Source organism: Streptomyces sp. NPDC029169 (assembly GCF_055563935.1).
Genome location: NZ_JBVHXA010000005.1, coordinates 297,709 through 321,745 on the forward strand (window position 1 = coordinate 297,709; position 24,037 = coordinate 321,745).

Annotated in this window: 24 protein-coding genes; 8 read left to right on the forward strand and 16 right to left on the reverse strand. The window is 71.5% G+C overall.

Annotated elements, in window-relative coordinates:
• The first annotated feature begins 4 nt into the window (after nucleotides 1-4).
• The 5 genes from ACZ4VI_RS12715 to ACZ4VI_RS12735 all read left to right on the forward strand — a co-directional run bounded on the left by ACZ4VI_RS12715 (nucleotide 5) and on the right by ACZ4VI_RS12735 (nucleotide 5,339).
• Nucleotides 5-346, forward strand: coding sequence for a hypothetical protein (locus ACZ4VI_RS12715; RefSeq protein ID WP_467999191.1), 342 nt, complete (start codon nucleotides 5-7; stop codon nucleotides 344-346).
• Complete coding sequence (locus tag ACZ4VI_RS12720) at nucleotides 343-477, forward strand: hypothetical protein (RefSeq protein ID WP_467999192.1); 135 nt, start codon at nucleotides 343-345, stop codon at nucleotides 475-477. Before ACZ4VI_RS12715 ends, ACZ4VI_RS12720 begins: the two co-directional genes overlap by 4 nt.
• A 138-nt stretch (nucleotides 478-615) precedes the next feature.
• Entirely contained in the window at nucleotides 616-1,989 is a 1,374-nt protein-coding gene (locus ACZ4VI_RS12725) for an FAD-dependent oxidoreductase (protein WP_467999193.1), read from the forward strand.
• 122 nt (nucleotides 1,990-2,111) lie between these two features.
• Entirely contained in the window at nucleotides 2,112-3,848 is a 1,737-nt protein-coding gene (locus ACZ4VI_RS12730; protein WP_467999194.1) for a LuxR C-terminal-related transcriptional regulator, read from the forward strand.
• Between the two features lie 96 nt (nucleotides 3,849-3,944).
• Nucleotides 3,945-5,339, forward strand: a complete 1,395-nt coding sequence (locus tag ACZ4VI_RS12735) for an FAD-binding oxidoreductase (RefSeq protein WP_467999195.1) — start codon at nucleotides 3,945-3,947, stop codon at nucleotides 5,337-5,339.
• 10 nt (nucleotides 5,340-5,349) lie between these two features.
• Here ACZ4VI_RS12735 and ACZ4VI_RS12740 read toward each other — a convergent pair whose 3' ends face one another.
• Both ACZ4VI_RS12740 and leuA read right to left on the reverse strand, forming a co-directional pair.
• Entirely contained in the window at nucleotides 5,350-6,072 is a 723-nt protein-coding gene (locus ACZ4VI_RS12740) for a tellurite resistance TerB family protein (protein WP_467999196.1), read from the reverse strand.
• 177 nt (nucleotides 6,073-6,249) lie between these two features.
• Complete coding sequence (leuA, locus tag ACZ4VI_RS12745) at nucleotides 6,250-8,007, reverse strand: 2-isopropylmalate synthase (RefSeq protein WP_467999197.1); 1,758 nt, start codon at nucleotides 8,005-8,007, stop codon at nucleotides 6,250-6,252.
• A gap of 297 nt (nucleotides 8,008-8,304) precedes the next feature.
• Here leuA and ACZ4VI_RS12750 point away from each other — a divergent pair, with 297 nt between their 5' ends.
• A complete protein-coding gene (locus ACZ4VI_RS12750; protein WP_467999198.1) occupies nucleotides 8,305-9,369 on the forward strand; it encodes a M4 family metallopeptidase in 1,065 nt (354 codons plus the stop codon).
• A 29-nt stretch (nucleotides 9,370-9,398) separates the two neighbouring features.
• Complete coding sequence (locus ACZ4VI_RS12755) at nucleotides 9,399-9,662, forward strand: protealysin inhibitor emfourin (RefSeq protein WP_467999199.1); 264 nt, start codon at nucleotides 9,399-9,401, stop codon at nucleotides 9,660-9,662.
• Between the two features lie 130 nt (nucleotides 9,663-9,792).
• On the opposite strand, the gene era is transcribed toward ACZ4VI_RS12755, so the two are convergent.
• The 6 genes from era to ACZ4VI_RS12785 all read right to left on the reverse strand — a co-directional run bounded on the left by era (nucleotide 9,793) and on the right by ACZ4VI_RS12785 (nucleotide 15,457).
• Nucleotides 9,793-10,743 carry a GTPase Era gene (gene era / locus ACZ4VI_RS12760; RefSeq protein WP_467999200.1) on the reverse strand — a complete coding sequence of 317 codons (951 nt, stop codon included), beginning with the start codon at nucleotides 10,741-10,743 and terminating at the stop codon, nucleotides 9,793-9,795.
• A 21-nt stretch (nucleotides 10,744-10,764) separates the two neighbouring features.
• Nucleotides 10,765-11,703 (reverse strand): DUF916 domain-containing protein, encoded by a 939-nt coding sequence (locus tag ACZ4VI_RS12765; RefSeq protein ID WP_467999201.1) that lies wholly within the window; start codon nucleotides 11,701-11,703, stop codon nucleotides 10,765-10,767.
• A 70-nt stretch (nucleotides 11,704-11,773) separates the two neighbouring features.
• Nucleotides 11,774-13,111 carry a beta-xylosidase gene (locus ACZ4VI_RS12770; protein ID WP_467999202.1) on the reverse strand — a complete coding sequence of 446 codons (1,338 nt, stop codon included), beginning with the start codon at nucleotides 13,109-13,111 and terminating at the stop codon, nucleotides 11,774-11,776.
• 213 nt (nucleotides 13,112-13,324) lie between these two features.
• Nucleotides 13,325-13,687: a cytidine deaminase gene (locus ACZ4VI_RS12775; protein WP_467999203.1), complete on the reverse strand. Its 363-nt coding sequence runs from the start codon at nucleotides 13,685-13,687 to the stop codon at nucleotides 13,325-13,327.
• A 26-nt stretch (nucleotides 13,688-13,713) separates the two neighbouring features.
• Nucleotides 13,714-14,448, reverse strand: coding sequence for a hypothetical protein (locus ACZ4VI_RS12780; protein ID WP_467999204.1), 735 nt, complete (start codon nucleotides 14,446-14,448; stop codon nucleotides 13,714-13,716).
• Nucleotides 14,449-14,569: 121 nt separating this feature from the next.
• Nucleotides 14,570-15,457 (reverse strand): helix-turn-helix transcriptional regulator, encoded by an 888-nt coding sequence (locus ACZ4VI_RS12785; RefSeq protein ID WP_467999205.1) that lies wholly within the window; start codon nucleotides 15,455-15,457, stop codon nucleotides 14,570-14,572.
• Between the two features lie 92 nt (nucleotides 15,458-15,549).
• Between ACZ4VI_RS12785 and ACZ4VI_RS12790 the strand changes: the two genes are divergently transcribed.
• Nucleotides 15,550-16,941 (forward strand): MFS transporter, encoded by a 1,392-nt coding sequence (locus tag ACZ4VI_RS12790; protein WP_467999206.1) that lies wholly within the window; start codon nucleotides 15,550-15,552, stop codon nucleotides 16,939-16,941.
• A 1-nt stretch (nucleotide 16,942) separates the two neighbouring features.
• Here the strand turns inward: ACZ4VI_RS12790 and ACZ4VI_RS12795 are convergent, their stop codons facing one another.
• From ACZ4VI_RS12795 to ACZ4VI_RS12830, 8 genes are all read right to left on the reverse strand, one after another.
• Nucleotides 16,943-17,296: an MmcQ/YjbR family DNA-binding protein gene (locus tag ACZ4VI_RS12795; protein WP_467999207.1), complete on the reverse strand. Its 354-nt coding sequence runs from the start codon at nucleotides 17,294-17,296 to the stop codon at nucleotides 16,943-16,945.
• Nucleotides 17,286-18,587 carry a hemolysin family protein gene (locus ACZ4VI_RS12800; protein WP_467999208.1) on the reverse strand — a complete coding sequence of 434 codons (1,302 nt, stop codon included), beginning with the start codon at nucleotides 18,585-18,587 and terminating at the stop codon, nucleotides 17,286-17,288. Before ACZ4VI_RS12800 ends, ACZ4VI_RS12795 begins: the two co-directional genes overlap by 11 nt.
• 19 nt (nucleotides 18,588-18,606) lie before the next feature.
• Nucleotides 18,607-19,104 carry an rRNA maturation RNase YbeY gene (ybeY, locus tag ACZ4VI_RS12805; protein WP_137989380.1) on the reverse strand — a complete coding sequence of 166 codons (498 nt, stop codon included), beginning with the start codon at nucleotides 19,102-19,104 and terminating at the stop codon, nucleotides 18,607-18,609.
• Nucleotides 19,105-19,115: 11 nt separating this feature from the next.
• Nucleotides 19,116-20,138 carry a PhoH family protein gene (locus ACZ4VI_RS12810; RefSeq protein WP_467999209.1) on the reverse strand — a complete coding sequence of 341 codons (1,023 nt, stop codon included), beginning with the start codon at nucleotides 20,136-20,138 and terminating at the stop codon, nucleotides 19,116-19,118.
• Between the two features lie 149 nt (nucleotides 20,139-20,287).
• Entirely contained in the window at nucleotides 20,288-21,400 is a 1,113-nt protein-coding gene (locus tag ACZ4VI_RS12815; protein ID WP_467999210.1) for a carbohydrate kinase family protein, read from the reverse strand.
• 351 nt (nucleotides 21,401-21,751) lie between these two features.
• Complete coding sequence (locus ACZ4VI_RS12820) at nucleotides 21,752-22,750, reverse strand: adenosine deaminase (protein WP_467999318.1); 999 nt, start codon at nucleotides 22,748-22,750, stop codon at nucleotides 21,752-21,754.
• A 10-nt stretch (nucleotides 22,751-22,760) separates the two neighbouring features.
• A complete protein-coding gene (locus ACZ4VI_RS12825) occupies nucleotides 22,761-23,663 on the reverse strand; it encodes a ribonuclease Z (protein WP_467999211.1) in 903 nt (300 codons plus the stop codon).
• A gap of 3 nt (nucleotides 23,664-23,666) precedes the next feature.
• Nucleotides 23,667-24,026 (reverse strand): histidine triad nucleotide-binding protein, encoded by a 360-nt coding sequence (locus tag ACZ4VI_RS12830; protein ID WP_467999212.1) that lies wholly within the window; start codon nucleotides 24,024-24,026, stop codon nucleotides 23,667-23,669.
• Nucleotides 24,027-24,037 lie beyond the last annotated feature (11 nt).

Below are 24,037 nucleotides of genomic sequence, written 5' to 3' on the forward strand. Positions count from 1 at the left end.
CCCCGTGTCGATCACTTCGCCCGTACCCGTCCTCCAGGGCCGCGGCGGTGCCGTGCTGAGCGCCGAGCGCGAGGCGCTGGTCCTGGAGCGCCCCCGCGACAGGCTGACGATCCCCGTCGAGGCCGTCGCCCGGGTCCGCGCCGAGGGACGGTCCGTCACGGTCGAGCTGAGGGCCCCGGCGGGGGCCGAGCCGGCCGTCCACCGCATCGAGGACGTGAGCGAGGCCGCCGCCGTCGTCTTCGCCGACGCCGTGAACGCGCTCCTGCCCGAGCTGACCGAGGAGGTCGACGGCGCCGCCCTCGTCATCCTGCGCACCATCAAGACCCGCGGGACCCGTCCGACGTGATCGTGCCGCAGACGCCGTTCATGCGGCGCTTCGACATCACCGTGGGCGCGTTCATCCTCTTCTGCGGGCTCAACGGCGCCGGCCTCGCGATCTGGATGACCGTCATGGCCGTCCTCGGCGAGGAGCTCTAGCTTCCCCTTTGGGAAGTCATAAGTCTGCCTTATGGGGCCATAGACCGGGGGCGGGTACCGGTCCGTGAAAGGCGTTATTTAGGGTGACCTAAGTGACGGCAGCTCTCGCCGTCACGTCGCTTGCGAAGGGAACCTGACATGCCCCGCCCTCTCCGGGTCGCGATCGTCGGCGCCGGCCCCGCCGGAATCTACGCCGCCGATGCGCTGCTGAAGTCCGAGGCCGCCGCCGAGCCGGGTGTGTCCATCGACATCTTCGAGCGGATGCCGGCTCCCTTCGGCCTGATCCGGTACGGCGTCGCCCCCGACCACCCGCGTATCAAGGGCATCATCACCGCGCTGCACCAGGTGCTCGACAAGCCGCAGGTCCGCCTCTTCGGCAACATCGACTACGGCACGGACATCCACCTGGACGACCTGCGCGCGTTCTACGACGCCGTGGTGTTCTCGACCGGCGCCATGGCCGACCGCGAGCTGCGGATCCCGGGCGTCGAGCTGGACGGCTCGTTCGGCGCCGCCGACTTCGCGTCCTGGTACGACGGCCACCCGGACGTCCCGCGCACCTGGAAGCTGGAGGCCGAGAAGGTCGCCGTCCTCGGCGTGGGCAACGTGGCCCTCGACATCGCCCGGATCCTCGCCAAGACGGCGGACGAGCTGCTGCCGACCGAGATCCCGCCGAACGTCTACGAGGGCCTGAAGGCGAACAAGGCGCTGGAGGTCCACGTCTTCGGCCGCCGCGGCCCCGCGCAGGCGAAGTTCAGCCCGATGGAGCTGCGCGAGCTGGACCACTCCCCGAACATCGAGGTCATCGTCAACCCCGAGGACATCGACTACGACGAGGGCTCCATCGCCGAGCGGCGCAAGAACAAGCAGACCGACATGGTCGCCAAGACCCTGGAGAACTGGGCGATCCGCGACATCGGCGACCGCCCGCACAAGCTCTTCCTGCACTTCTTCGAGTCGCCGGTCGAGATCCTCGGCGAGGACGGCAAGGTCGTCGGCCTGCGCACCGAGCGCACGGAGCTGGACGGCACCGGCAACGTCAAGGGCACGGGCCAGACAACCGACTGGGACGTCCAGGCCGTCTACCGCGCCGTCGGCTACCTCTCCGACGAGCTGCCCAAGCTCCCCTGGGACACCGCCAGCGGCACCGTCCCCGACGCCGGCGGCCGGGTCATCGAGGACGGCGGCGCGCACCTGGCGTCGACGTACGTCACCGGGTGGATCCGGCGCGGCCCGGTCGGCCTCATCGGCCACACCAAGGGCGACGCCAACGAGACGGTGGCCAACCTGCTGGACGACTTCGCCAACGGCCGGCTGCTCACGCCCGAGTCGCCGGAGGTGGACGCGGTCGTCGCCTTCCTGGAGGGCAAGGGCCTCACGTACACGACGTGGGAGGGCTGGTACGCCCTCGACGCCGCCGAGAAGGCGCTGGGCGAGCCGCAGGGGCGCGAGCGCGTGAAGATCGTCGAGCGCGAGGACATGCTCCGCGCGAGCGGCGTCGACCTCGGCTGACCACCCGTACCTGCAGGACCCGAGCCCGACTCGTCGACGACGAGTCGGGCCCGAGGTCTGTCCGAGGCGCCCGCCTGCCGACCGTCCTAACCTGGAAGGACCGGGAAGGGAAGTGAGCGGCGATGGCCGTCCCCGTCGAACAGGCCCCCGCCGTAGAGCGGGCACGGGCCGCGGCGGCCCGGGAGTCCTGGGCCGAGGTGTACGTACTGCTGCGCGAGGCCGACCGGCACCCCTCCGCCGCGCTGGGCCCGGGCGAACTGGACCTGCTCGCGGACGCCGCGTACTGGACGGGGCACGTGGACGAGTCGATCGCCGCCCGGCTGCGGGCGCATGCCGGGTACGTGGCGGCGGGCGACCACCGGGGCGCGGGGGCCGCGGCGTGGTGGCTGTACTTCGAGTACCGCTGCCTGGGCCGGCCGGCGGCCGCGGCGGGCTGGCTGCACAGGTCCCGTCACCACCTGGAGGGCGAACCCGACTGCCCCGAGCAGTGCTTCATCGCCTGGGCGGACGCGGAGGAGGCCCAGGAGCACCACGACGCGGAGGCGGCGCTCGCCGCGGCACGGCGCATGGAGCGCCTCGCCCGCGACTCCGGCAGCCCGGACGTGATCGCCCTGAGCCGCCAGGCCCACGCGGCGGTCCTCATCGCGGAGGGCCGCAGGGCGGAGGGCCTGGCCCTGCTCGACGACGCGATGGTGTCGGTCCTGGCGGGCGAGCTGAGCGGCATGTTCACCGGCTTCATCTTCTGTCTGGCGCTCACCCAGTGCATGGAGGCGGCGGACTTCCGCCGGGCCGTGGAGTGGACGGACGCGGCGATGTCCTGGTGCGAGGTCCCCTGGTCCCAGCACGTCCGCGCGGCGGACCCGGACTCACACCCGCTGGCCACGACGCCCGTGGCTCCTGAACAGGCCACCGACAACCCCTTCCGCGGCCTGTGCCGGATCCACCACGTCGAGGTGCTCGACCTGCTCGGCGCGTGGACGCTCGCCGAGGCCGAGGCCGGGCGGGTGTGCGGCGAGGTGCTGGTGGACAGCCTGGACGTCGCCGCCGAGGCGTACTACGCGGCCGGGGAGATCCGCCGTCGCCAGGGGCGGCTCGACGCCGCCGCCGTCTCGTACGCGCACGCCCACGAGCTCGGCCGTATCCCGCAGCCGGGGCTGGCGCTGCTCCGGCTCGCCCAGGGCAAGGCCGACGCCGCCGTGACCGGTCTGAAGCTGGCCCTGGCCTGTCAGAGCGACCCGCGCCACGACCTCCTGGGCCGGGCCCGGCTGCTCGCCGCCCAGACGGAGGTGGCGCTGGCCGTCGGGGACGTGGACGGGGCCGCCGACGCGGCGCAGGAGCTGGCGGGGCTCGCCGGGGACACGCCGCTCCTGAACGCCATGGCCGACACCGCCCGCGGCGCCCTCGCGCTCGCCCGGCACGAGCCGGCCCTGCGTCCGCTGCGCCGGGCGCTGGCGGGCTGGCTGGCGCTGCGCATCCCGTACGAGGCGGCGCAGGTACGGATGCTGCTCGCCGCCGCCGACCGGGCCGCGGGCGACGAGGAGGCCGCCCGTCTGGAACTCGTGGCGGCCCGCGCGGCCTTCGAGCGGCTCGGCGCGCTGCCGGACGCCCGCCGAGCGGCGGCCCTGCTGACGGAGCGGCGCCACCGCCCGCTGCCCGGCGGCCTGACCGCCCGCGAGGCGGAGGTCCTGCGCCTGGTCGCGGAGGGCGGCACGAACCGGGACATCGCCCAGGCCCTGGTGATCAGCGAGCACACGGTCGCCCGCCACCTGAACAACATCTTCGCCAAACTGAACGTCACCTCCCGCGCCGCCGCCACGGCCTACGCCTACGCCCACGGCCTGGCCGGAACCCCCGCGTAGGGCCCCCATGGGTCGTTCCGCCCATCTCGCGGCGGTCGTCCAACGTGGGTCGTTCGGGCGATGCCCGGGCCCGCCCGCGCGGCCTAGAACGGGGGCATGAACACCACCGACACCCTCATCACCGCAGTCCCGCCCGACTCGCTCGACACCCTGCGCGGCTCCGTCCGCGGTGACGTCGTCGTCCCCGGCGACGCCGCGTACGACGAGGCCCGGCGGGTCTACAACGCGCTTCACGACCGTCGTCCGGCCGTCGTCGTCCGGGCCGTGGACGCGGGCGACGTCATCGCCGGCGTCCTCTTCGCCCGGGATCACGGGCTGCCGCTCGCGGTCCGCGGCGGCAGCCATGCCGTCGCCGGATACGGCACCGTCGACGACGGGCTCGTCGTCGACCTGTCCCGGATGCGCTCGGTCCGCGTCGACCCCGTGACCCGTACCGCACGGGCCGACGGCGGCTGCACCTGGGGCGACTTCAACCACGCCACGCACGCCTTCGGTCTGGCCACCACCGGCGGCGTCGTCTCCACCACCGGCATCGCCGGGCTCACCCTCGGCGGCGGGATGGGCAACCTGGCCCGCCGCTACGGGCTGAGCTGCGACAACCTCGTCCAGGCCGATGTCGTGACCGCCGACGGCACCCTCGTCACCTGCGACGCCGAACGGCACCCCGACCTGTTCTGGGCGCTGCGCGGCGGCGGAGGCAACTTCGGGGTCGTCACCTCGTTCGTCTACCGCCTGCACCCGGTGTCGGACATCCTGGGCGGCCCGGCGTTCTACCCCCTCGACGGGGACGTGGCCCGGCGCTGGCGGGACATGAACGCCGGCGCCCCCGAGGAGCTCAACACGATCTTCGTCATCGGGCTCGGACCGGAGCTGCCGTTCCTGCCGGAGCGCTGGCACGGCCGGCCCGTCTGCGGCGTGCTGACCTGCTTCAGCGGCCCCTCCTCCGAGGACGAGAACGTCCTCGGCCTGCTCGACGAGCTCGGCCCGGTCCTCGGCAGGTACGTGGAGCGGATGCCGTACCCGGTGATCAACACGCTCTTCGACGACCAGCTGCCGCCGGGGCTCTACCACTACTGGAAGGGGAACTTCAGCCGCGATCTCAGCGACGGCGCCATCGATGTGCACGCGCGCTACGGGGAGACGATGCCCTCGATGGAGAGCGACACGGTCATCTTCCCGATCGACGGCGCGTGCCACCGCGTCGGCCCCGAGGACACCGCGTTCGCCTACCGCGACTGTGCCTACTCGCACGCGTTCGGCACGAGCCACACGGACCCCGCCGACAACGAGGCGAACATCGCCTGGACGCGGGAGTACGACGAGGCCCTGCGGCCGCACACCGAGGAGGCCGGCTACATCAACTTCCTGGACGCCGACGACCAGAACCGGGTCCGCTCCAACTACCGGCAGAACTACGACCGGCTGCGGGCGGTCAAGCGCCGCTACGACCCCGGCAACCTGTTCCGTCTCAACCACAACATCGCGCCGTAGCCCCTCAGGCTCAGAGCAGCGTCCTCGCGGTGGCGAGCAGCCGGGCGGTGTCGTCCGTGCACAGCGCGAGGGCGTTGCCGACCGTGTGGAGCACGTCCCGCTCCGCCGGGCTGTACGCCCCGTCCGCGAGCGCGATCCGGGCTCCCTGGAGCAGGATCGACTCGCGCCCGGAGGCGGCCAGGTGCGGGGCGAGCGGCTCCAGGGCCTCGTGCAGCTCGATGGCGAGGGCCGCGCCCCCGCTGCCCGCGTCCGGCAGGAACCGGCCGGTGTCGGCGGCGAGCGCCTCGACCAGATCGACCAGCTGGACGCCCGTGCACTCGTCGAAGCCGGCCGCACGGACCGCCGTGACCGCGGTGTCCACGGCCGTACGGGACGAGGTGCCGCCCGCCGCGAGGACGGCGAGGGCGACGGTGTGGACGGCGTCCCGCAGCATCGCGGAGAAGCGGCTCGTCGTCGGGTGGTCGAGCACCTCGGTGCCGAAGTGTGTATGGCAGGCGGCGCATTCCACGACCGGTCCGGCGAGGCCGCGGGAGAGCAGGGGCACGCCCAGGACCGCGAACCGCCGACGCCCGGTCCGCCTTCGGTAGTTGCGGTCGCCGCCGCACTCCTCGCAGAAGAACTCGCCGTCCCCGACGGTGTTCCAGGAGGTACGAATGCCGCAGATGCTCACTTTTCGTCCGCGTGACTCTCGGGCAGACCGCACGCCGCACCTCCCTTGACGAACCGGCGACATTGCCGACGTGGGGAGTGATGTTAGCCACATCCTTGATGTGGCGTCAGCACCTCGTCGCCAGATCGCCACCGACTTGGCCGAGACACGACGCGGATCCCGCTCCGACGAGATCACCCTCAGGGGTGTATGGGGAAGGCCCCGACGTCGCCGTGCGACGTCGGGGCCTTCAGTGACGGATCAGCGCGCGGAGCGGTTGACCGCCGAGATGACGGCCTTCAGCGAGGCGCGGGTGGTGTTGGCGTCGATGCCGATGCCCCACAGGACCTTGCCGTCGATGGCGCACTCGATGTACGAGGCGGCCTGCGCGGAGGCGCCCTCGCTCATCGTGTGCTCCTGGTAGTCCAGCAGTCGGGCGTCCACGCCGATCGCCTGCAGCGCGGCGAAGAAGGCGGAGATCGGACCGTTGCCGGAGCCGGACAGCACGGTCTCGACGCCGTCCACGACCGCCTCGACGGTCAGGGTGTCGGTGCCGTCCGTGTCGGACGTCGTCTGGCCGGAACGCAGCTGGATGCGGCCCCAGGCGTTGTCCGGGTTCGGCAGGTACTCGTCCTGGAAGACCGACCAGATCGCGGCCGGGGTGACTTCGCCGCCCTCGGAGTCCGTCTTCTGCTGGATGATCCTCGAGAACTCGATCTGCATCCGGCGCGGCAGGTCCAGCTTGTGCTCGTTCTTCAGGACGTACGCGATACCGCCCTTGCCGGACTGCGAGTTGACCCGGATGACGGCCTCGTAGGAACGGCCGACGTCCTTCGGGTCGATGGGCAGGTACGGCACCGCCCACTCGATGTCGTCCACGGTCTTGCCCTGGGCGGCCGCGTCGGCCTCCATGGCGTCGAAGCCCTTCTTGATGGCGTCCTGGTGGGAGCCGGAGAAGGCGGTGTAGACCAGGTCGCCCGCGTAGGGGTGGCGCGGGTGGACCTCCATCTGGTTGCAGTACTCGCTCGTGCGGCGGATCTCGTCGATCTGCGAGAAGTCGATCTGCGGGTCCACGCCCTGCGAGAACAGGTTCATGCCCAGCGTCACCAGGTCGACGTTGCCGGTCCGCTCGCCCTGCCCGAACAGGCAGCCCTCGATGCGGTCGGCGCCGGCCATGATCGCCAGCTCGGCCGCCGCCACCGCCGTACCGCGGTCGTTGTGCGGGTGGACGGACAGGCAGACGAACTCGCGGCGGGTCAGGTTCCGGGACATCCACTCGAACCGGTCCGCGTGCGTGGAGGGCGTCGAACGCTCCACGGTGGCGGGCAGGTTGAGGATGATCTCGCGGCCCTCCTCGGGCTGCCAGACGTCACAGACCGCCTCGCAGACCTCCAGGGCGAAGTCCAGCTCGGTGTCGGTGAAGATCTCCGGGCTGTACTGGTAGCCGAAGATCGTCTCGTCGCCCAGCAGCTTGTCCGCGTACTCCATGACCAGCCGCGTGCCGTCGACGGCGATCTGCTTGATCTGCTCCTTCGAGCCGCGGAAGACGACCCGGCGGAAGGTGGGCGCGGTGGCGTTGTACAGGTGGACGGTGGCGCGCTTGGCGCCGACCAGGGACTCCACGGTCCGCTCGATCAGGTCCTCGCGGGCCTGGGTCAGTACGGAGATGGTGACGTCGTCCGGGATCGCGCCCTCTTCGATGATGGAGCGCACGAAGGCGAAGTCGGTCTCGCCGGAGGACGGGAAGCCGACCTCGATCTCCTTGTAGCCCATGCGCACCAGCAGGTCGAACATCTCGCGCTTGCGGGCGGGGCTCATGGGGTCGATCAGGGCCTGGTTGCCGTCGCGCAGGTCGGTCGACAGCCAGCGGGGGGCCTTGGTGATGCGCCGCTCGGGCCAGGTGCGGTCGGGGATGTGCACGGCCTCGTACCGGCCGTACTTGTGGATCGGCATCCCGGACGGCTTCTGCATCTGGGTGGCGTTGGTGATGGGCGTCGGGCGGCCAACGGGCTGGGACATTGCGTACGGCTCCTCGGGTCCTGCGGGAGGGAGGGACGGCCGACTGTCGAACGCAACACCAGGTCCCGCGGGGAGGGGGTCGGCCTACGACTACAGGCCCTCGCCGCGGCAGCTAAGGAGAAGCAGCCCGAAACGCATGATGTGCCGCAGCCTAGCTCAGGTCCGCGCACGGCGGACCAGGTGTTCCAGTATGCGGGACGGCTGGGGCGTCAATACGAAAAGGTGACGAATCACTCCATTTCGCGGATCATGGTCGCCCCTAGTGACAGTTCCATGACCGAGTGCCACATTGCTGGGATGACCTCCCACTCGTACCACCCCGTCTTCTGCACGATCGTGCCGCCGCACCTCCTGGAGCACCTGGCCCGGTCCGGGAACCCGGCGATCGCGGCCGTCGCCCGGCGCACGCTGGTCGCCGACGCCGCGGCCCGTACCGCCCGCCTGCTCCCCTCGGCCGCCTCCCCCTCCGCTGCGGCTCCCGAGCCCGCCGAGTCCGCCCGCCCCCGGCGCACGATCTACGACGCCCAGGGCGGCACGGAGCTGCCGGGCGTCACGGTCCGCGAGGAAGGGCAGGAGGCGACCGGGGACGCCACCGTCAACCGCGCGTACGCGGGGCTCGGCGCCACCTTCGAGCTCTTCCTGAACGCCTACGGCCGGGACTCGATCGACGGCTCGGGGCTGCCGCTGCTCGCGACCGTCCACTACGACCGGAACTACGGCAACGCCTTCTGGAACGGCGAGCAGATGGTGTTCGGCGACGGCGACGACGAGATCTTCCTCGACTTCACGCTCCCCGTTGATGTGATCGGCCACGAGCTGGCGCACGGCTTCACGCAGTACACGGCGAACCTGGAGTACTTCGGCCAGTCGGGGGCGCTCAACGAGTCCGTCTCGGACGTGTTCGGCTCGCTGGTGAAGCAGTACGCGCGCGGCCAGAGCGCCGCAGAGGCCGACTGGCTGATCGGTGAGGGCCTGTTCCATCCGAACGTCGAGGGGACGGCGCTGCGCTCGATGAAGGCGCCGGGCACGGCGTACGACGACGACGTCCTCGGCAAGGACCCGCAGCCGGGCCACATGGACGACTACGTCCGCACGAGCCGGGACAACGGCGGGGTGCACATCAACTCGGGCATCCCGAACCACGCCTTCTACCTCGCGGCGACCGAGCTGGGCGGCAACGCCTGGGAGCGGGCGGGCCAGATCTGGTACGACGTGATGACCGGCGGCGCGCTGACGCCCGAGACCCGGTTCACCGAGTTCGCGGCGGCGACGGTCGCGGCGGCGAAGGCCCGGTACGGGGACGGGGAGGAGATCCAGGCCGTACTGAAGGCCTGGGCGGCCGTCGGCGTACCGACGGACTGACGGACCGATGGACTGGTAGACCAGAGGGCATGCGTATTCGAGTGCGGCGCACCGGCGGCTTCGCGGGCATCGAGCGGACGGCCGAGGTGGACACCTCGGCCGTGCCGGACGCCGCGGAGTGGCAGACCCTGGCCGGCACGGTCCTCGAGGAGGGCGGTGAGGACGGCCTGGGCGTGCCGGACGGCTTCTCCTACGAGATCACGATCGACGGCGAGACGATCCGCTGCTGCGACCCGCGCCTGACGCGGGCGCAGCGCGCGCTGATCACGAAGGTCCTGAAGGAGGGGGCGTAACTAGAAGCCGAGCTTCCTCAGCTGCTTCGGGACCCCTCTCTCACTGCCGTCCTCGCACCGCTCGGCCCCGGGGGCCTCACGGGCTTCGGACGGCTGCGCCGGCCGCCGGCCGGACGGTGCCTGGCTGGGCTCAGAAGCCCAGCTTGCGCAGCTGCTTCGGATCCCGCTGCCAGTCCTTCGCGACCTTGACGTGGAGGTCGAGGAAGACCGGGGTCCCGAGCAGGGCCTCGATGTGCTTGCGGGACTTCATCCCGACCTCCTTCAGGCGGCTGCCCTTCGGGCCGATGATGATCCCCTTCTGGCTGGGGCGCTCGATGTAGACGTTCGCGTGGATGTCGAGCAGCGGCTTGTCCGCCGGGCGGTCCTCGCGCGGGATCATCTCCTCGACGACGACCGCGATCGAGTGCGGCAGCTCGTCCCGTACGCCTTCCAGCGCGGCCTCGCGGATCAGCTCCGCGACCATGACCATCTCCGGCTCGTCCGTGAGGTCGCCCTCCGGGTAGAGCGGCGGGGACTCCGGCAGGAGCGGGATCAGCAGGTCCGCGACGAGCTGGACCTGCTTGTCGCCGACGGCCGAGACCGGGACGATCTGCTGCCACTCGAAGCCCAGCTCCTTGCCGAGCTGGTCGACGGCGATGAGCTGCTCGGCGAGCGTCTTGGAGTCGACCAGGTCGGTCTTGGTGACGATCGCGACCTTCGGGGTCTTCTTGATCCCGGCCAGCTCCTTGGCGATGAAGCGGTCGCCGGGGCCGAGCTTCTGGTCGGCGGGCAGGCAGAAGCCGATCACGTCGACCTCGGCCCACGTCGTGCGCACGATGTCGTTCAGCCGCTCGCCGAGGAGCGTGCGCGGCTTGTGGAGCCCGGGGGTGTCCACGAGGATCAGCTGCGCGTCCGGGCGGTGCACGATGCCGCGGACGGTGTGCCGGGTGGTCTGCGGCCGGGTGGAGGTGATCGCCACCTTCTGGCCGACCAGAGCGTTCGTGAGGGTGGACTTGCCCGCGTTGGGGCGGCCGACGAAGCAGGCGAAGCCGGCCCGGTGGACGGCTTCGGGTTCTTGGTTACGAGCGCTCATGGGGGCCATTGTCCCCGATGCGGAGCGCCGTCACGTACTCAGTGCCCGGCGCCGCCTCACCCAGAGCCCCGCGAGGGCCGCCGCTCCCCCGGCGAGCACGACCGCGGCGGCGAGCCACGGCAGGGCCAGGAAGGAGGCGCGGCCGGACTCCCGTACGTCCTTCGCGGTGGCCGTGAGCGTCACCTCACCCCAGTCGAACTGCGGCGATCCCGTCCAGCGCTCCGTGAGCCTGATCTTCTGGCGGGGCAGCAGCTCGGCGGGGATCTTCGCAAGATCGCGGGCGAGCAGGGTGCGGCCGAAGACACCCTCGGCGCGCAGGGCGACCTTGGGGTTGAGGGTGACGTTGCCGCGGTTGTGGAGCGTGTACGAGATGAGGGCGGTGCTCGTACCGGCGCCGGGGACGAGCGGCCGGTCCTGGTCGAGGGTGACGTCCTCGACGGCGAGGGCGGGGACGGTGGGGCCGTTGACCCGGAGGTAGACCCGGGCTCCGACGGCGCGCTGCACGCCGACGGCGACGGAGCCGCTGCCGCCGGCCTCGACCCGCTCGTCGAGGGCGACGACCGCGCCGGGGTGGTCACCGGGCTCGGCGTCGGCGGGGACGGTGAGGGTGTACGGCACGGTGACGGAGGAGCGGGGCGGGACGGTGACGCGGCTGCGGGCGGGCGTGATCCAGGCTCCGGCGCCGGTCTGCTTCTCCTGCCGGGTGCGGATGGCGAAGCCGCCGTCGCGTTCGGTGTTGTAGGCGTCGGCTCCGTAGAGGCGGAAGGTGAGGGGAGCGCCGGTCTTGTTGGTGACGGTGACCCGGTCGGTCAGGGTCGTGCCGGGGTCCGCGGAGAGATAGAAGTACGGCCGGCTGCCGAGCGGGGAGGCGGCCGGGTGGACGGCCCACTCGCCGTTGTCGGCGGCGTGGGCGGGAGTCCCGGCCAGGAGCAGCAGGGCGCCGACCACGAATACGTACAGCTTGCGCACGGTGCGAACCCCCGAAGGTCGAGGCGGGCCGACCGGGTGCGCGCCCGGCCCGCTGTGTGCGGTACTGCGGTCAGCTGAGCGTGAGCGTCAGGACGCCCGCGTACGAGCCGGGCGCGGTGAACGCCGGGACGTCGAGGGAGACCTTGGCGTCGACGGTGAACTCACCGCCGGTGAGCGTGCCGTTCGGGGTCGAGGCGAGGGTCGCCCCGCCGCTGCCGACCGTTCCCGACGAGCCGGGGACGCAGGTGCTCGGGCTTCCGGCCTTGGTGGTGCAGGCCGGGGTCCAGCTGAGTGCTCCGGCGCCGATGGAGCCGCCGGGGCCGGTGAAGTCGGTGACCTTGCCGGTCAGGGACCAGCCCGCGGGGCCGCCGCGGAAGTCCTTGACCGTCACCGTCTTCAGGTCGCCGGTCGCCGCGCCGCCCTGACCGAAGTCGACGGACGACAGTTGGACGGCGTCACCGGCCTGGGTCATCGACAGTTCGCCCGCCATGACCGCCGCCGTGAGCTTCTGGCTGTTCGGCGGGGGCGGGGTGTCGTCGATGACGGTGTACGCGGCCGGTCCGGCGCCCTTCTCCGGGTCCCAGGCCGCCCCCTCGTACGCCACGATCCCGGTGGTCGCCTTGTCGTTGACCGTCAGCCGGGCGGCGAACCCGCCCTCGCTGTCGGTCGTGACGGTCATCCTGTCGGCGGTCTCCGCCGCGCCGGCCCGGCCGACGACGGTGACCTCGGCGAGCGGGGTGAACTTGGCGCCGGTCACGGTGACCTGGACGCCCGGTGCGCCGGAGGCCGAGCCGAGCGAGATGTTCCGCTCGTTGGCACCCGGCTGCGGGCTCGCGACGACCGTCTCGGAGACGGGGGCGGGCGGGTTCATGACCGTACAGGGGGTGTCCAGCTCCATGATGTAGCTGGTGTGGATGTTGTAGTCGCCGGGCGAGAGGCTGATCGAGCCGGGCGCGGTGACCGTGAACGTACCGGTCATCGAGAACGGCGGGAAGGCGCCCTTGGCGGGGATGGGCGGGTTCTTCTTGGGTCCGGTGACGGTGACAGCGCCGGTCTGGGCGCCGCCGAGGACGACCTTGCCGCTCGGGGTCATGATGTCGGCGGGCAGGGCCAGGTCGACGGGGTTCGAGGCGGCCGGTTTGGTGATCGTGTAGGTGACCGTGACGGTGTCGCCGACCTTGGGTGCGGGCTTGTCGACGGTGATCTCGGCCGTCGTGGTGCCTTCGATCGGCGGGATGCCGGCGATCGGCGGCGGGACGCAGCGGGTGGGGAAGTCCACCGCCTGGGACGCGGCCGTCAGAGCGCCGGCCGGAGCGGCGAGTGCGCCGCCGGTGGCGACCGCGAGGGCCGCGGCGCCGAGGACGGCGCCCCAACGCCGTCTTCGGGCGCCGGTTCGCGAGAGTGCCATGTGTGCCCCCTCCTGAGGGATGAGAGGGCGCCATTGACGGCCGCGCGCAAGGAGAAGTCAATGGAATCGAAATGCACCGACTGATGACCCATCAGATACTGTCAAGATCGATGTTTTGCCTGGTCAGCCCGGAGAGCGCCGCGCCGTAGATCGCCGAGAGGGCCCGGCGCATCAGGCGCCGGGCCCTCTTCGTTTCGGCACATCGGCCGGACCTCAGCCCGCGGTGACCGCCGAACGCAGCTGCCCGTCGGGGCCGGCGAGCAGCACCGGGGTCTCCGGGCCGCCCAGGTCCCGTACCGCCGCGCGGTCCGCGTCCGAGGCGGACTCGGCGGTCGAGACGACGGCCGCGGCCTCCAGGGACTGGGCGCCACTGGCCACGGCCATCGCGACCGCGGTCTGGAGCGCGCTCAGCTTGAGCGACTCCAGAGCCACGGTCCCGGCCACGTACGTGCGGCCCGTCTCGTCCCGTACCGCCGCACCCTCGGGCACACCGTTGCGGGCGCGGGCGCTGCGCGCCAGCGTGATGATCTTGAGGTCCTCGGCGCCGAGGTCGCCGTGCTCGCGCTTAAGTGTCATGCCCCGAGCATAGGTCGGGGCACGGGTCAGCTCTGCGCGGCCTTGACGAACTTGTCGGCGGCGAGCTTGGCGAAGCCGTCGAAGTCCTTGTGGTCGGAGGCGGTGGCCGGGTCGTGTGCCAGCCGGGTCACACCGGTGCCCTGACGGGCGACCAGCAGGTTCACCTCCGTGTTGTAGCCGACATCGGGGATGCTCAGCTTCAGCCGCAGGGCGTGCGCCTCCTCGGCACCCTGCGGAGCCGTCAGCTTCGTCACGGTGGCCGTCAGCTTCATGCCCTCCGCCTCGGCACCGAACCCGGTGCAGGCGTCCAGGGCGGTGCCCAGCTTCTTGACGAAGTCGGCGGCCCCGGTGCCCGGGAAGGTCAGGACCTCCTGGTTGAGCGTCGTGGTTCCGCCGCGCTGGAAGTCGCCCGAGCCACCGAGCGTCGCGCCGGAGAGCTTCTCCGCGAGCAGGCCCGCGATCGGCTCGCACTCAGGCTTGTCGACCTTGGTGACGGTCGGGCCCTCCTCCGCCTTCACGGCCTTCCAGCCCGACGGCAGGTCCTTCAGCTCCAGGACGCCGGCCTTCATCTGCGCGGCCGTGAGCGGCGTCGCGGGCGCGGGGGCGGGGGCTGCCGACGTGGTCTGCCCGGCGGCCGGCTTGTCGGCGGCCTTGTCCTTCTTCGCGTCGTCCTTGGCCGCGCCGCCACCGCACGCGGCGGTCAGGGAGAGCGCGGAGACGGCGAGAGCGGCGGCCAGTCCGTGGCGAATGCGAGTGCGCATGGCGAATGAGCCCTTTTCGGGTATGAGGGTGATGGGACAAGCCCGGCGCACGGTGGGGGACGGCCGGATCGCGAGGAGAATATACGGGCCCGCCGACAACGCCGTACGGCGGGAGTCCCGTTCAGCCCGCCACCGGATACATCGCCCCGCGCCGTCCCTCCGGGGAGACCAGCCACTCCAGCTTCGCCGCCGTGTCCGCCTGCGGCAGCGGCGTGTGCATGATGATCGTCAGGTCGGGGCGCGCGGGCACCCTCAGCTGCGTGGACTCCACGCACAGGACGCCGACGAGCGGGTGCTCGATCTCCTTGCGGATCTGGCCGCCCGGGGAGATGTCCCGCCGCTCCCACAGCTCGGTGAACTCCTCGCTCGCCGCCTTCGCCTCCTCCACCACCGCGCGGAAGCCCTCGTCGTCCGGGCACTCCGAGCAGGCGGCCCGGAACTGGGCGACGACCTGCGGGGCGAGCCGCTGCCAGTCGGTCGCCCGGGAGCGGTAGATCGGGTCGGTGAAGAACGAGACGAGGCAGTTCTGCGAGATCTCGGGGCGCATGCCGAGGACGACCGCCGCCGACTCGTTGTACATGATCGTGTTCCAGTACGCGTCCATGATGTGCGCCGGGAACGGCATCCACGCGTCGATCAGCCGCCGCAGCCCCGCGCACATGTCGCGCGCCTCCGGATCGACCTGGGGGGCGGGCGGGTTGAGGCCGGCGAGGACGTACAGGTGGCGGCGCTCCGCCGCGGTCAGCCGGAGCACCCGCGCCACCGCGTCGAGGACCTGCGGGGAGACCGTGATGTCCCGGCCCTGCTCCAGCCACTGGTACCAGGAGACGCCCACGCCCGCGAGGACGGCGACCTCCTCGCGCCGCAGGCCGGGCGTACGGCGCCGGGCGCCGCCGTCCGGGAGGCCGGCCTCCGCCGGGGTGACCCGGGCCCGACGGCTCCTCAGGAACTCGCGCAGTTCGGCCAGTCGGTGCGCCTTGGCCGCATCGCTCTCGACGGCTGTGGCCACGTGTGCTTCCTCCCCCTGGATGCCTGGTGGTGCGACCAACAGGATAAGTTCCCGCTCCCCACGGTTGTTCCCGCGCGCCGAGGGTGGTGGCCATGGCAACCACCCTTGATTCCACGACGACACCCGCCCCACCGGCCCTCGCCGGACGCTCCCGGCTCGTCCTCTTCGTGCTGTGCGCCGCCCAGTTCATGGTGGCGCTCGACTTCTCCGTACTGAACGTGGCGCTGCCCGTCCTCGGCTCCGACCTCGGCCTGAGCCCGTCCGCGCTCCAGTGGGCGGTCACGGCCTTCGCCCTGCCGTCCGGCGGGTTCCTGCTGCTGTTCGGCCGGACCGGCGATCTGTACGGGCGCAAGCGGCTGTTCCTCGGGGGCCTCGCGCTCTTCGGCGCGGCCTCGCTGCTGGCGACCTTCGCCTGGGACCCGGCGTCGTTCCTGGCCGGCCGTGCCCTGCAGGGCCTCGGAGCGGCGGCGATCGTACCCACCGGCATGTCCCTGCTCACCACCACGTTCCCCGAGGGCCCGCAGCGGGACCGGGCGCTCGGCATCTCCGGCACCGTGCTGTCCCTGGGCTTCACGGTCGGCATGATCCTGGGCGGGGTCATGACCGACACCCTCGGCTGGCGCTCGACGATGGGCCTGCTCGCGCTCTTCTCCCTGATCGTGCTGCCCCTCGCCCCCGGCCTGCTGCGCGAGTCGCGGACCGCGGACCGGCCACGCCTCGACGTGCCGGGAGCGGTGACCGTGACCGGTGGACTGCTCGCCGTGATCTACGCCCTGTCGACGGCGGCCGAGCGCGGCTTCGGCGGCACGGACGTCCTCGTGACCCTGGTGGCGGGCGTGCTGCTGCTCGCGGCGTTCGTGGCGGTGGAGTCCCGGCACGCGTCCCCGCTGGTCTCGCTGCCGATGCTGCGGCGGCGCACGGTGGCCTTCGGCAACCTGGGCGGGCTCGTGACCTTCTCGATGATGTCCACGGTCGTCTTCGTGCTGACCCTGTATCTCCAGGAGACGCTGGGGCTCTCGGCCTTCGGCACCGGTCTGGTCTTCGGGGTGCAGGGCGTCCTGTCGGTGCTCGCCGGGTCTCTCGCGTCGAAGGTGATCGGCCGGATCGGCGCCCGCCGCACGCTCGCGTTCTCCCTGCTCGGTCAGGGCGTGTTCGTGGCGACGCTCCTTGCCCTCGGCTCGGACTCGGGCGCGGTGTTCGCGACGGTCGCCGTCTCGCTGGCGAGCATGTGCCACCTCGGCGCGATCATCTCGTACGGCGTGACCGTCACCTCCGGTGTCCCGGACGAGGAGCAGGGCCTGGCGACCGGTCTGGTGACGACAACCCAGCAGGTCGGCATCACCGTCGGCATCCCGCTGCTCGGTGTCCTCGCGACGACCGGCCCCAGCCTGTACGACGGGGTGCGCACGGTCCTGGCCGTCGACGCGGCGATCGTGGTGGCGACGGCGCTGCTCGTGGCGGTCGGCCTGCGCCGGAAGGGCTGAACTATGGACGGTCGAGGCGGAGCCGTACCGCCTTCGGCAGGCCCGCGACCACCAGGTCGTACGAGTCCTCGATGAGCTCCCGGACCATGCGGTCCGGGAGTCCGCCGACGGTCACCGTGTTCCAGTGGCGCTTGTTCATGTGGTAGCCGGGGGCGACCGCCGGGTACTCCTCGCGGAGCCGGACCGCGTCCTCCGGCTCGCACTTGAGGTTGATCCGCAGCGGTCTGCCGTCGAGCCAGGACAGCGCGAACATCTTCCCGGCGACCTTGAAGACGGAGGTGTCCGGCCCGAAGGGGAACTCCTCCGTCGCGTCGTTGAACTCCAGGCAGAAGGCGCGCAGCTGGTCAGGCGTCATCCGTCGTCCCTTCGGGCTCGACCGGCTCCACGAGCACCGTCACGATCTTGTTCCGGCGGCCCGCCGGCGCCTCGGCCGTCAGCCGCAGGTCGCGCCCGTCGGGCAGCTCCACGACCGCCTTGGCGCCCGCGATCGGCACCCGGCCGAGGGCCTTGGCGAGGAGTCCGCCGACGGTCTCCACGTCCTCGTCGTCGTACTCGTCCCCGCCGAAGCCGTACAGCTCGCCGAGGTCGCCGATGTCGAGGCGGGCGGTGACCCGGTAGCGGTCGTCGCCCAGCTTCTGGACCGGCGGGAGTTCACGGTCGTACTCGTCGGTGATCTCGCCGACGATCTCCTCCAGGATGTCCTCGATGGTGACGATCCCGGCCGTGCCGCCGTACTCGTCGATGACGACGGCGACGTGGTTGCGCTCCTGCTGCATCTCCCGCAGCAGGTCGCCCGCGTTCTTGGTGTCCGGCACGAACGCGGCCGCCCGCATCGCCGTCGACACCTGGTCCGACTCGGCGTCGCGGTTGATGTGCGTCTTGCGGACCAGGTCCTTCAGATACACGATGCCGACGATGTCGTCCTCGTTCTCACCCGTGACCGGGATGCGGGAGAAGCCGGAGCGCAGCGCGAGGGTGAGGGCCTGACGGATCGTCTTGTACCGCTCGATGCAGATGAGGTCGGTGCGGGGCACCATGACCTCCCGTACGAGCGTGTCGCCGAGCTCGAAGACGGAGTGCACCATCCGGCGCTCGTCGTCCTCGATGAGCTGTTCCTGCTCGGCGAGGTCGACCATGGCCCGCAGTTCGGCCTCGGAGGCGAAGGGGCCCTTGCGGAAGCCCTTGCCGGGGGTGAGCGCGTTGCCGATGAGGATGAGCAGCTGCGGGATCGGGCCCATGACCCGGGCCAGCGGCAGCAGGACGTGCGCGGCGGCGGTCGCCGTGTTCAGCGGGTGCTGCCGGCCGATGGTGCGCGGCGAGACGCCGACGGCGACGTACGAGACCAGCACCATGACCGCCATGGCGACGAGCAGGGCCTGCCAGGTCTCGGGGAACTCCTCCAGGCATGCGTAGGTGACGAGGACACCGGCCGCCATTTCGCAGGTGACGCGCACGAGCAGCGCCACGTTGAGATAGCGGGTGGGGTCGGAGGCGACCTGCGCCAGCTTCTCGGCGCCGCGCCGCCCCGACCGTACGGCCTCGGCGGCGCGGAAGCTGGAGACGCGGGCGATACCGGCCTCGGCGCAGGCGGCCAGCCAGGCGACGACGACCAGGGCGACCGCACCGAGGATGAGCGATGCGTTCATCGGGGGCCCGATCCCCGGGTCAGGAGACGGTGGGCGCCGGGGACGGGCCGGTCAGGCCCTTCTCCGCGCGCCAGCCGTCGACGATGGCCGCCTGGAGGCCGAACATCTCGGCCTTCTCGTCCGGCTCCTCGTGGTCGTAGCCGAGCAGGTGCAGCACTCCGTGGACGGTGAGGAGCTGGAGCTCCTCGTCCATGGAGTGCTGCGTCGGCGCGTCCTTGCCCTGCTGGGTGGCGACCTCGGGGCAGAGCACGATGTCGCCGAGGAGACCCTGCGGGGGCTCCTCGTCGTCCTTCGACGGCGGGCGCAGCTCGTCCATCGGGAAGGACATGACGTCCGTCGGGCCCGGCAGGTCCATCCACTGGATGTGGAGCTGCTCCATCGCCGCCTCGTCGACGACGATCACCGAGAGCTCGGAGAGCGGGTGGATGCGCATACGGGCGAGCGCATAGCGGGCGATGTCGAGGATCGCCTGCTCGTCGACCTCGGTTCCGGACTCGTTGTTGACGTCGATCGACATGGTGCTGGTGGCTACTTCCCGTTGCGGCTGTCGTACTGCTCGTACGCGTCGACGATACGGCCGACGAGCTTGTGCCGGACGACATCCTGCGACGTGAGCAACGAGAAGTGGACGTCCTGGACGCCGTCCAGGATCTCGCGGACCTGGCGCAGACCGCTCTTCGTGCCGCCCGGCAGGTCGACCTGGGTGATGTCGCCGGTGACGACGATCTTGGAGTCGAAGCCGAGGCGGGTGAGGAACATCTTCATCTGCTCGGGGTTCGTGTTCTGCGCCTCGTCGAGGATGATGAACGCGTCGTTGAGCGTCCGTCCTCGCATGTACGCCAGCGGCGCGACCTCGATCGTGCCCGAGGCCATGAGCTTCGGGATCGAGTCGGGGTCGAGCATGTCGTGCAGCGCGTCGTAGAGCGGCCGCAGGTAGGGGTCGATCTTCTCGTAGAGGGTGCCGGGCAGGAAGCCGAGCCGCTCGCCCGCCTCGACGGCCGGCCGGGTCAGGATGATCCGGGTGACCTGCTTGGACTGCAGGGCCTGGACCGCCTTGGCCATGGCCAGATACGTCTTGCCGGTACCCGCGGGGCCGATGCCGAAGACGACCGTGTGCTTGTCGATGGCGTCGACGTACCGCTTCTGGTTGAGGGTCTTGGGGCGGATGGTGCGGCCGCGGCTGGAGAGGATGTTCTGCGTGAGCACCTCGGCCGGGGTCTCCTGGCCGATCTCCGTGTTGCCGTTCTCGCTCGCCCTGAGCATGGCGATCGAGCGTTCCACTGCGTCCTCCGTCATCGGCTGCCCGGTGCGGAGCACCAGCATCATCTCGTCGAACAGTCGCTGGATGAGGGCGACTTCCGCCGCCTCGCCCACCGCACTGACCTGGTTGCCCCGGACATGGATGTCGGTCTTCGGGAACGCCTTCTCGATCACACGCAGGAGAGCGTCACCGGAGCCGAGAACGGTCACCATCGGATGCTTGGCGGGGACGCTGAAGTAGGCGCGGGTCTCGTCCGGCGCGCCATTGGGGGCTGTGGGTGTCTGAGTCATGGGCCGGCACTTGGCCTGCACATACCTCCCGTTGCAGGGTTCTCGCTGCTCGACAACCTCTGGAATACAAGCCTACGACGGAGGACTGACAAGGCCGAAGCGTTTTACGGGGCCCGGTACCGGGCTCCTCACGGGGCCCCTGCGCAGGTTCAGGCGCTCCGGCGGAAGCCGATGGTCGGGACCGCCCGGCGCAGGGGCCAGGGGCGGGTGGCGGCCGGGAGGAGGCGCTCCAGGAAGGCGTAGCGGGCCCGCAGGGCCTCCGGGTCCTGGCAGACGTGGTCCTGGACGTGCTCCCACCAGGCGGCGACCTGGCCCCAGCCGGGGGCGGAGAGCGAGCCGCCGAACTCCTGGACGGAGAGCGCGGCGATCAGTCCGGCGAAGGCCAGCCGGTCGGCGAGGGGCCAGCCCGCGAGCGTCCCGGTGACGAAACCGGCCACGAAGACGTCTCCGGCGCCGGTCGGGTCGAGGGCGGAGACCTCGATGGCCGGCACCTCGGCGGTCTCGCCGGTGGCGCCGTCGACCGCGTAGGCGCCCTCGGCACCCAGGGTGACCACCGCGTAACGGACCTTGTCGGCGAGGGCGCGGGCGGCGGCCCGGGGGCAGTCGGTGCGGGTGTAGCGCATGGCCTCCTGGGCGTTGGGCAGGAAGGCCTCGCAGTGCTCCAGGTCGGTCAGTCCGTGCAGGTCCCAGCGGCCGGTGTCGTCCCAGCCGACGTCGGCGAAGACCTTCGCGCCGCCCCGCGCGGCCTGGGCGACCCACTCCTCGGTGCGGCCCGGCACGAGCGAGGCCACGGCGGCCCGCGCGTGCGGCGGGTACGCGGGCAGGGCGCCGTCCGGGGGCGGGGCCTCGTGGCCGTGGGAGACCATCGTGCGCTCGCCCTCGTACGCCATGGAGACGGTGACCGGGGAGTGCCAGCCGGGCACGGTGCGGGAGAGCGAGAGGTCGATGCCCTCGCCCTGCTCCAGGGCGTCCCAGCAGTACTCGCCGTAGTGGTCGTCCCCGAAGGCGGCGGCGAGCGAGGTGCGCAGGCCGAGGCGGGCGAGCGCGGTGGCCATGTTGGCGACGCCGCCGGGGCTGGACCCCATGCCCCGGGCCCAGGACTCGGTGCCGCGCACGGGGGCGCTGTCGAGGCCGGTGAAGATGATGTCGAGGAAGACCGTGCCGGTGAGGAAGACGTCGCAGGCGGGGTCGGTGGGCTCCCGCAGGCGCACCAACGGATCGACCCCGGCGTCGCGTTGCTGATCTCCCCTTGCTGTGGTCACGGCAGGCTCCCGGTCGTGGTGCGGATCAGGCCAGTGTGCCTGATGAGGGCCGGGTGAGGGGGTGCCGTAGATCGAAAGCGGCCATGGTTACCCGGGGAATCAAGGCCCAAACCCCATAGTGACCCAGATCACAAATGGAATGGGGTCTGTCCTGCCTGGGGCTGAAGGGGGGCGGCCCTGTCGGGCCCCCAGCGGGGCTGGATTTTCAGCCCGTCCGGCGTTTGAGGACACGGCCGGAGGCCGTACGGGGGTCTGGGGGCTTGCCCCCAGTTCGGGAAGGGGCGGGGTGGGGAAGGAGCCCGCCGCAGGCGCCCACGGCCCGCACCCACGCACCCACCCCCGCCCGCCCCCCTACTCCGCGTCGAAGTCGTACGCCTCCACCTCCGCCAGGTACCCCGCCCGCCGCCCCTCCTCGTCCTCCAGGAAGGCCGCCTCGAAGGAGTTCCGCGCCAGCGTCCGCAGCTGCTCACGGTCCAGACCAAGCGCCCCCCGCACCGCCTCGAACGTGTCCCCCACATACCCCCCGAAGTACGCCGGATCGTCCGAGTTGACCGTCGCCATCAGCCCGGCGGAGAGCATCGCGGCCAGCGGGTGGTCCTCCAGGACGTCGATCGCCCGGAGCCGTACGTTCGACAGCGGGCAGAGCGTCAGCGGCACCCGCTCCCGTACCAGGCGGGACACCAGCTCGGGGTCCTCCATGCAGCGCAGCCCGTGGTCGATCCGCTCCACCCCGAGGACGTCGAGGGCCTCGCGGATGTACGCCGGCGGGCCCTCCTCGCCCGCGTGGGCGACCTTGCGCAGACCAAGAGCCCCGGCCGCCGCGTACACCTCGCGGAACTTCGACGGCGGATGGCCGACCTCCGCAGAGTCCAGGCCGACACCCGTGATCCGGTGCAGATACGGCTTCGCGGCCTCCAGCGTCGCCATGGCCGACTCGGCGGACTCGTCGCGCAGGAAGCACATGATCAGCCGCGTGGAGACGCCGTGCCGCTCCTCCGCCCGGTCCAGCGCGGCGGCCAGGCCCTCGATCACCGTGCCGATCGGAACGCCCCGCGCGGTGTGCGCCTGCGGGTCGAAGAAGATCTCCGCGTGCCGCACCCCCTGCGCCGCCGCCCGCGCCAGGTACGCGTCGGCGAGTTCGGTGAAGTCCTCGGCCGTGTGCAGGACGGCCATCAGCCCGTAGTACAGGTCCAGGAAGGACTGCAGGTCGCTGAAGAGGTACGCCTTGCGCAGCTCCTCGGTGTCCGCGTACGGCAGCGTGACGCCGTTGCGCGCGGCGAGCGCGAACGCCAGCTCGGGTTCGAGGGTGCCTTCGATGTGAAGGTGGAGTTCGGCCTTGGGGAGGGGCAGGGGCATGGATCTATCTTTTCGGTAGAGGGACCCGCATCAGGTCCTGGGCAATGCTCAGCTCGCCGTCGAACCCGGCCGCCCGCGCCTGCCGTTCGAACTCGGCGGGGTCGCCGTACCGCTGCGAGAAGTGGGTCAGCACGAGGTGCCGTACCCCCGCGTCGCGCGCGACGGCGGCGGCCTGTCCGGCCGTCAGATGGCCGTGTTCGGTGGCGAGCCGGACGTCCTCGTCGAGGAAGGTCGACTCGATGACGAGCATGTCGGCGCCCTCGGCGAGCGCGTGCACGCCCTCGCAGAGCCGGGTGTCCATGACGAACGCGAACCGCTGCCCGCGCCGCACCTCGCTGACCGACTCCAGCGTCACGCCGTTCAGGACGCCCTCACGCTGGATCCGGCCGACGTCCGGACCCTTGATGCCGTGCGCGGCGAGCCGCTCGGGCAGGATGCGGCGCCCGTCGGGCTCGGTGAGCCGGTAGCCGTACGACTCGACGGGGTGCGAGAGCCGGTACGCGTCCAGGGTGTAGGAGTCGGTGACGGCGAGCGGGCCGTCGGCGGCCACCGGGGTCTCCGTCAGCTTCACCGTCTCGCGGTAGGCGGTCGCGTACCGCAGCCGCTCGAAGAAGCGCTGTCCGCTCGCCGGGTAGTGCGCGGTGACGGGGTGCGGGACCTGGTCGAGGTTGATCCGCTGGATCACTCCGGCGAGGCCGAGCGAGTGGTCGCCGTGGAAGTGCGTCACGCAGATCCGGTCGATGTCGTGCGCGGCGACCCCCGCCCGCAGCATCTGGCGCTGGGTGCCCTCGCCGGGGTCGAAGAGGATGCCCTGGCCGTCCCAGCGCAGCAGATAGCCGTTGTGGTTGCGGTGCCGGGTCGGGACCTGGCTGGCGGTCCCGAGCACGACGAGTTCACGTACGGACACGTCTTATCCCGGAGGCCAGTTGAGGCCGCGACCGCCGAGGACGTGCGCGTGGGCGTGGAAGACGGTCTGGCCGGCGCCGACCCCGGTGTTGAAGACGATACGGAAACCGCTGCTGTCGACCTTCTCCTGCGCGGCGATCTCGCCGGCCTCGCGCAGCATGTCAGCGGCGATGGTCGGCGCGGCCGTGGCGAGGGTGGCGGCGTCGGGGTAGTGCACGCGCGGAATGACGAGCACGTGCGTGGGCGCCTGCGGGTTGATGTCCCGGAAGGCGACCGTCGTCTCCGTCTCGCGCACGATCGTCGCGGGGACCTCCCCGTCCGCGATCTTGCAGAACAGGCAGTCGCTCTGCGGCTCTCCGGCCATGGCCCGGGCCT